The sequence below is a fragment of the Rubrimonas sp. genome (assembly GCF_036788415.1).
Taxonomy (GTDB): Bacteria; Pseudomonadota; Alphaproteobacteria; order Rhodobacterales; family Rhodobacteraceae; genus Rubrimonas.
Genome location: NZ_DAIQNN010000123.1, coordinates 1 through 6,465, shown reverse-complemented (window position 1 = coordinate 6,465; position 6,465 = coordinate 1). Strand labels below are relative to the sequence as shown.

Genomic DNA, 6,465 nt, shown 5'->3' with positions numbered 1-6,465 from the left:
GCTGGGTGATGAACACGCTCGCCTCGGTCTGGCCGTAGAGCTGCTTCAGGTTCACCCCGAGCGCCCGGTAGAACTGGAAGATCTCCGGCCCGATGGCCTCGCCCGCCGTGTAGCCGACCCGCACGCGGCTTAATCCCAGCGCGTTCTTGAGCGGCTCATAGACCAGCGCGTTCCCAAGCGCGTATTTCACCTTGTCGGCTAAGCCCACCGGTCGTCCGTCGAGCAGGTCCGGCCCGACCCTCTTCGCGTGCTCGATGAAATGATGGAACATCCGCCGCTTGAGCGCGCCGGCATCCTCCATCCGGATCGTCACATTGGTGAGCATCGTCTCGAAGATGCGCGGCGGCGCGAAAAAATAGCTCGGGCCGATCTCGCGCAGATCGGTCATCATCGTCTCGGCGCTTTCGGGGCAGCAGACGCAGAAGCCGCTCACATAGGCTTGCCCCATCGAGAAGATGAAGTCGCCCACCCAGGCCATCGGCAGATAGGCCAGCACCGAATCCGTCTCGCGCAGCCCGTCGAACGTCGCCGAGGCGCGCGAGGTGCGCAGGATGTTGTCGTTTGACAGGACCACGCCCTTTGGCCGCCCGGTCGTGCCCGAAGTGTAGAGCATCACGCACACGTCCGAGCCGCTCTGCCCCGCGACGATCCGCTCGATCTCGGGCTCGTGGCGCGCGCGCGCCTCCAGCCCCATGCGTTTGAGGTCCTCGATGTGGTGCAGCGCGCGGTGGTCGTAATTGCGCAGGCCTCGGCGGTCCACATAGACGACCTGCTCGAGCTTCGGCAGGCGGTCCTTGATCGAGAGCAGCTTGTCCACCTGCTCCTGATCCTCGACCACCGCGAAGCGCGCCTCGCAATGGTCGAGCACATAGGCCATCTCTTCGGCGACGCCGTCCTGATAGATCGGCGCGGGCGCGGCCCCGACGCTCTGGGCCGCGACCATCGACCAGTAGAGCTGCGGCGTGTTGGCGCCGACGATCGCCACCCGGTCGCCGGGACGCGCGCCGAGGGCGCGCAACCCCAGCGCGATGGCCCGCACTTCCTCGCGCGCCTCGGCCCAGCTCCAGCTGCGCCAGATGCCGAACGCCTTCTCCCGCGCCGCGGGCCGGGCGCCGCGATGCGCGGCGTTCCAGTCCAGCAGCTTCGGAAACGTGTCCAGCAGGTCGCTCGGCGGCGACGTCACGGCGCATCCTTCCCCTTCGGCGCCGTCTGCGCGGCGCTCGTTGGAAGGATATTTCGCCTGGCGCCGGTCCGCGTCAAGCAATCATGCTATTTGAACGAGCGTTTTTTTAATCGGAGCGCGGCGCTCCGATTAGGTGCGGCGCCGCGAAAAAGGGGACGGCGGCGCCGTCCCCTCCGGTCGCCCGCGCGAAGCGCGCCGGTCAGGCGGCGGCTTCGAGCGCCTTGGGCCGGGCCGAGGCGATCTCGATGCGCCGCGGCTTCAGCGCCTCGGGCACTTCGCGGATCAGTTCGACATGCAGCAACCCGTTCTCGACCGTCGCGCCGGTCGGGCGGACATGGTCGGCGAGCTGGAAGCGCCGCTCGAAGGCGCGCTCGGCGATGCCGCGATGCAGCCAGGTGCGGCCCTGCTCCTCGACTGGCGCCTTCTTGCCCGAGACGGTCAGCACGCCGTCCCTCGCCTCGATGCTCAGCTCGTCCTCGGCGAAGCCGGCGACGGCGAGCGTGATGCGATAGGCGTCCTCGCCCGTCTTCTCGATGTTGTAGGGCGGGTAGGTCGGGGCCGAGACGTCATGGCTCAGGACGCTGTCGAGCATCGAGGCCAGACGGTCGAAGCCCACGGTGGAGCGGTAGAGGGGGGTGAGATCGACAGTGCGCATAGGCATATCCTCCATCGGAAGCGATATGGAGGCCGGCTCTCCGCGAAGGGACGAACCGACCGGGTCAGGCGTCGGACCCATATGGCGGCGTCCGACGCCGCCAGAGGTGGGAAGCGGTCGCGGCCCCGTCAAGAGGGGCGACAGTCAGCGCGGCGCCGTGGCGAGCGCGTCGAGCAGATCGGCGAGATGCGGGGCGACCGGAAGCGCGCGCGCCGCTTCGGGCCCGCAGCGGTCATCGGCGGAGACGACGGCGACGAGGGCGCGCCGCCCCGCCGCCTCGGCGATCAGGGCGGCGCCAGGCGCTGCGGCGCAGCCCGTCAGGCGCGCGGCCTCCGCCGCGCCCGACAGGCTGCAGCCGCTTTCCACCGTCGGCGCGCCGGGGCTCCACGGGCCGTAGCCGGCGAGCGACAGGGTCTGCGCGTCCCCTCCGACGTCGAACGCCGCAATGCGGTCGGCGTCGAAGGGCGCCGAGAAGCCGATGGCGGCGAGCCCGGCGGCGCAGGCTTCGAAGGGCCGGTCGCGCGGCCAGAGCGCCAAAGTCTGCGCGCGCTGGGCCCCCGCCGCGCGACCATAGCGCAGACCGGCGCGCAGGGTGATCTGGACCGGGCGCAGCGGCGCGCCCGTCAGCCGATCGATCACGCAATGGGCCGCCGTGAGCGCGACGCGGTCTGAGATCAGCGTGGCTGTGCAGGACGGCCCGCCCGCGACGTCGAGCCGCCCCACGGCGCGCCAGCCCAGCTCTTGCGACTCGGCGATGCGCACGGGCTCGTCGGCCTGCGCGGTCAGCGCCGTCGCCACCAGAAGCGCCGCGACGCCGAGCGATATGCGCGGTGAGAGGGTCATCGTCCGACTTTGACGTCAGCGCGCCGCCCCGACAAGCCCGGCTCAGGGGCGAGGCGCGCGCAGATCGGCGATCAGGGAGTCGATATGCGGGGCGATCATGACGACGATCGACACCGGCTGGTCCTCGCGCCGGGCGATCGCCGAGATCACCCCGACCACGCGTCGCGCGCCGTCGGCCCGCGCGATGACCGGAGAACCGGACGCGCCGAAGGTCGCCTCGCAGTCGATCGCGCGCAATGCGCCCATCGCCGCGACGACGCGGCAGTCGTCCTCGATCGAGGGCGCATGCGCGCGGTCCCTCGCGTAGGAGACGACCGACCAGCGTTCGCCCGGCTGCTCCGGCCCGACCTCGAAAGCGGTGACGTCCTCCGCGCTGATCGGATCGGCGAATTCGACGAGGGCGACATCGGCGCTCATCGCCTCCGGGGTGCGTGCGTCGGCGTGGCGGTAGCCCCGCGGCACGACCGTGCGCGCGACGCGCCGCGCCGCCGCATGGACGCCAAGCCGGGTCCCGGCGACGAACACGATGTCCTCGGCGCGGATCGCGCGCCCGGTGCGCGGATGAAAGAGGCAATGCGCCGCCGTCAGCGCGATGCGCTCGCCGATCAACGTCGCCGTGCAGAAGCGGGTCCCGGCGATATTGAGCCGCCCCACCCCCAGCCATTCGCCCGCTTCATCCGCCTCCAGCATGCGCTTGCCGTCCGCCTGCGCAGGCGCGGCGAAGAGCAGGACGGCCGCGAGCATCGCTGCGAACCCGGCCATGCGGCGCGGTCAATCGAACGGAGCGGCGCGGCGGCCGGGCGCTCCGTTCACCGCGCGCCAGCGAGCTTCGCCGGCTTCGGCCCGCCCGTCGCCCAGTCGAGAAGTTCGGCGGTGTGAAGGACCGGCGCGCTGGCGGCCGAAGCGATCTGCATCATGCAGCCGATGTTGCCGGCCGCGACCACCTGCGGCTGCGTCGCCTCGATGTTGGCCACCTTGCGCGCCTTCAGCTGCGCCGAGATCTCGGGCTGCATCAGGTTGTAGGTGCCCGCAGACCCGCAGCACAGATGGCCCTCCGCCGGCTCCACCACCTCGAAGCCCGCCGCCCGCAGCAGCGCCTTGGGGTGCGACGTGATCTTCTGGCCGTGCTGGAGCGAACAGGCGGCGTGATAGGCGACGCGCAGCGCGGGCGCATGGCCCGCCGGGCCGAGGCCGAGCTCCGCCATCACTTCCGTCACGTCCTTCGCCGCCGAAGCCACCCGCGCGGCGTCCTTCGCGAGCGGATCGTTGCGGAACATGTGGCCGTAATCCTTCACCGTCGTGCCGCAGCCCGAGGTGTTGATCACCACCGCGTCGAGGCCCGCGCCGTCCATCTCGCGCGCCCAGGCGCGGATGTTCCTGGCCGCCGCGTGGTGGGCCATCTCTGTCTTGCCCATGTGGTGGGTGAGCGCGCCGCAGCAGCCGATCCCCTCGGCGATCACCACCTCGCAGCCATGTCGCGTCAGCAGCCGGATCGTCGCCTCGTTGATGTCGGTGTCGAGCGCGCGCTGGGCGCAGCCGGTCATCAGGGCGACCCGCATCCGCTTCGGCCCCTGCGCGGGGAAGGTCTGCGGCTCGTCCCAGGCGCTCGGCGGCGGCAGGGTGGCCGGCGCGAAGTCGAGCATCGCGCGCAGCTTGCCAGGCAGAAGGCGGCGGAAGGGCCGCCCCGCCCAGGCGCCGAGGATCGCCAGCCGGAAGCGCGTCGGATAGGGCAGGATGCGCGCGAGCAGCCAGCGCAGCGCGCGGTCGGGGAGGGGGCGCTTGTAGTTCCGCTCGATGTATTCGCGGGCGTGATCGACCAGATGCATGTAATGCACGCCGGAGGGGCAGGTCGTCATGCAGGCGAGGCAGGACAGGCAGCGGTCGACATGCAGCACGGTCTTGGCGTCCGGCGTGCGGCCCGTCTCCAGCATTTCCTTGATCAGGTAGATGCGCCCGCGCGGGCCGTCGAGTTCGTCGCCGAGCAGCTGATAGGTCGGGCAGGTGGCGGTGCAGAACCCGCAATGCACGCAGGTGCGCAGCACCTCGTTGGAGCGCGCGGTCGCGGCGTCGCGCAGCTGCGCTTCGGTGAAATTCGTCTGCATGCGTGTCTCCGGGGGTGTTCAGGCGGCGCGCATGCGGCCGGGATTGAGGATGCCGTGCGGGTCGAAGCGGGCTCGCAGCGCCGCCGACAGCGCCGCCACCGGGGCGGCCTCGGGCGGAAAGACCGGAACTGTCGCGCGGATCGCCTCGGGCGCGCGGATCAGCGTCGCATGGCCGCCGCGCGAGGCCGTCTCGGCGCGCACCGCCGCCGCGCCCGCATCGCCCTCGGCCTGCGTCAGCAGCCACACCAGACCGCCGCCCCAATCGTAGAGCGCCGCCTGCGCGACCCCCTGCGCCGTCAGCGCGCCGACCAGCTCCGGCCCGTCCGAGGGTTTCACCGACACGCGCCAGACCGCCCCCGCGCGCCCCGCGAAAGCCTCCACGTCGCGGATCGCGGGCCACAACTCCGGCTGATCGACGACCTCCGCGTCGCCGAAATTCGCCAGCGCCGTGCGCAGCGCCTCGGCGCGCTCTTGCGCCGATTGCGCGAAGCCCTCCACCCGGATCAGCGTGCGCCCGCCCTCCGCGGGGTCGTGCGCCGCGCCGCTCACGTCATAGGGCGAGCCGAGCGCCGCTGAGAGCGCACGCACCGCCGCCCTGTCGTCGAGCCCGCGCAGGATCAGCGTCCGCACGGCCTCCGGCGCCGGCAGCACCTTGAAGGACACTTCGCTCAGAACGCCGAGCGTGCCCCAGCTGCCCGCCAGCATCTTCGCCAGATCGTAGCCAGTGACGTTCTTCATCACCCGCCCGCCGCTCTTGATCGCGCGCCCGGCGCCGTCCACAAAGCGCACCCCGATCAGGCTGTCGCGGCAGGCCCCGCGCGCGATCCGCGCAGGCCCCGAGGCGTTGGCGGCGACCATGCCGCCGAGCGTCGGCGCGCCGCTCGTCCCCATCAGCGCGCGGTGGTCGACCGGCTCGAAAGGCAGGCGCTGGCCTTCCGCCGCCAGCATCGCCTCGATGTCGGCGAGCTTCGCGCCCGCGCCCGCAACCAGCGTCAGCGCCGCCGGCTCGTAAAGCGTCACCGCGTCGATCCGCGCGGTCGTCAGCCGCTCATCCGCCGAGACCGGCCCGCCGATCCCGGCTCGGGTGTCGCCGCCGACGATCTCCAGCGTCCGCCGCGCGCGCGCCGCGTCGGCGACCGCCTCCGCCAGTTCGGCTTCGGAGGCGGGCGCCAGCGCCTCGGCTGCGACGCTCACGCCGCTTCCTTCGGCGCGCGCCGCCGCGCCACGACGTCGAGCGGGAACACCTTGCCGGGGTTGAGCAGCCAGTCGGGGTCGAACGCCTCCTTGACCGCCATCTGCAGATCCATGTCGGCCGCGGTGAACTGCGCGCCCATCAGGTCGCGCTTCTCCACCCCCACCCCGTGCTCGCCAGTCAGGCAGCCGCCCACTTCCACGCAGAGCCGGAGGATGTCGGCGCCGAACGCCTCGCATTTCTCCAGATCGCCGGGCTTGTTGGCGTCGAACAGAATGAGGGGGTGCATGTTGCCGTCGCCTGCATGGAAGATGTTGGCGACGCCGAGCCCGTAGTCCTCGCTCATCTCCCCGATGCGGCGCAGCACATGCGGCAGCGTCGAGATCGGGATGGTGCCGTCGAGGCACATGTAGTCGGCGATCTGCCCCATCGCGCCGAAGGCCGACTTGCGGCCGAGCCAGATGCGCTTGCTCTCGTCGGCGCTCTGGCT

General features: G+C 71.6%; 7 protein-coding genes. All 7 read right to left on the bottom strand.

Features of this window, described 5'->3' with window-relative positions:
• The coding region (locus V7Q31_RS16500; protein WP_333834953.1) for an AMP-binding protein at positions 1-1,183 on the bottom strand (1,183 nt) is incomplete at its 3' end.
• Positions 1,184-1,382: 199 nt separating this feature from the next.
• Positions 1,383-1,838, bottom strand: a complete 456-nt coding sequence (locus tag V7Q31_RS16495; RefSeq protein ID WP_333834952.1) for an Hsp20 family protein — start codon at positions 1,836-1,838, stop codon at positions 1,383-1,385.
• Between the two features lie 144 nt (positions 1,839-1,982).
• Positions 1,983-2,681 (bottom strand): trypsin-like serine peptidase, encoded by a 699-nt coding sequence (locus tag V7Q31_RS16490; RefSeq protein WP_333834951.1) that lies wholly within the window; start codon positions 2,679-2,681, stop codon positions 1,983-1,985.
• Between the two features lie 42 nt (positions 2,682-2,723).
• Positions 2,724-3,443 carry a trypsin-like serine peptidase gene (locus tag V7Q31_RS16485; protein ID WP_333834950.1) on the bottom strand — a complete coding sequence of 240 codons (720 nt, stop codon included), beginning with the start codon at positions 3,441-3,443 and terminating at the stop codon, positions 2,724-2,726.
• Between the two features lie 47 nt (positions 3,444-3,490).
• Complete coding sequence (gene glcF, locus V7Q31_RS16480) at positions 3,491-4,783, bottom strand: glycolate oxidase subunit GlcF (RefSeq protein WP_333834949.1); 1,293 nt, start codon at positions 4,781-4,783, stop codon at positions 3,491-3,493.
• Positions 4,784-4,801: 18 nt separating this feature from the next.
• Positions 4,802-5,956 (bottom strand): FAD-binding protein, encoded by a 1,155-nt coding sequence (locus tag V7Q31_RS16475; RefSeq protein ID WP_333834954.1) that lies wholly within the window; start codon positions 5,954-5,956, stop codon positions 4,802-4,804.
• A 17-nt stretch (positions 5,957-5,973) separates the two neighbouring features.
• Positions 5,974-6,465, bottom strand: a 492-nt coding sequence (locus V7Q31_RS16470) for an FAD-linked oxidase C-terminal domain-containing protein (RefSeq protein WP_333834948.1), incomplete at its 5' end; no start/stop codon positions are given.